This is a genomic window from Vibrio sp. 1249-1 (assembly GCF_033340495.1).
Genome location: NZ_JAWOWJ010000410.1, coordinates 1 through 777, shown reverse-complemented (window position 1 = coordinate 777; position 777 = coordinate 1). Strand labels below are relative to the sequence as shown.

1 protein-coding gene and 1 pseudogene are annotated in these 777 nt (G+C 41.1%); both read right to left on the bottom strand.

Going from position 1 to position 777, the window contains the following annotated elements:
• Nucleotides 1-479, bottom strand: a 479-nt coding sequence (locus R7Z50_RS26695) for a hypothetical protein (protein ID WP_318149641.1), incomplete at its 3' end; no start/stop codon positions are given.
• 120 nt (nt 480-599) lie between these two features.
• Nucleotides 600-777: pseudogene (locus R7Z50_RS26690) on the bottom strand (NAD(+) diphosphatase); the annotation flags it as partial.

Here is a 777-nt window from a genome sequence, read left to right as displayed (position 1 = left end):
TGCTTAAGGTACTTCAACGTTGAAGAGTCGTAAGCCGCATTTGGATTCAAGGCAACTTTGAGTACGCTACCACCTTCATCTAACGCGAAACCTGCTTTTTTCGCATTCACTGAATCTTGACCTACGAATTGGATTTTTTGAACTTTTTGAAACTCTTCTTTATACAAAGCTGCGTGCTCAGTTGTCGTGCACAACTTCACCATATCATCATAGATGTAGTTAATAAGGCCACCTAACCAACCTGTGGTTTTTACTTTATCAAGTCGAGCTTCAGAAAAATCATAATTATCCCACTGAGCCCAATCGATATTGGTTTCTAGTACTTCATTACCACAAGCCTGCTGCACCTTGGTTACATTTTCTGTCATGGTATTTTCTGTCAACATGCGCTTCGCTTTTACTTCGATACTTGCATTTGCCGACATGCTTACCATTGTGCACGATACTAATCCTAGCCATAACGCTGATTTCAACTTCATTCGGTATACTCCATTATTTATAAACCCATCAATACAGAACGTCATACCAAGCTAGTCTAGCAACAGTGATGTCTCAAAAATGATTAATTTTTAACCTTTACTTCCTTTACGATCAGCATCTCAGTCTGAAAGAATATCACTAACGGTCTGCTCAATTAGCGCCCTTGCAATAGTGCCTGTTGGTGCCACTGGTGGCATCTCTTTCACACCGAACCATTGTGCATCGGATAACTCCGTATAATCCGGATTGAGCTCACCAGAATCATAATCGGCGAGGAACGCCATCATCATACTGGAT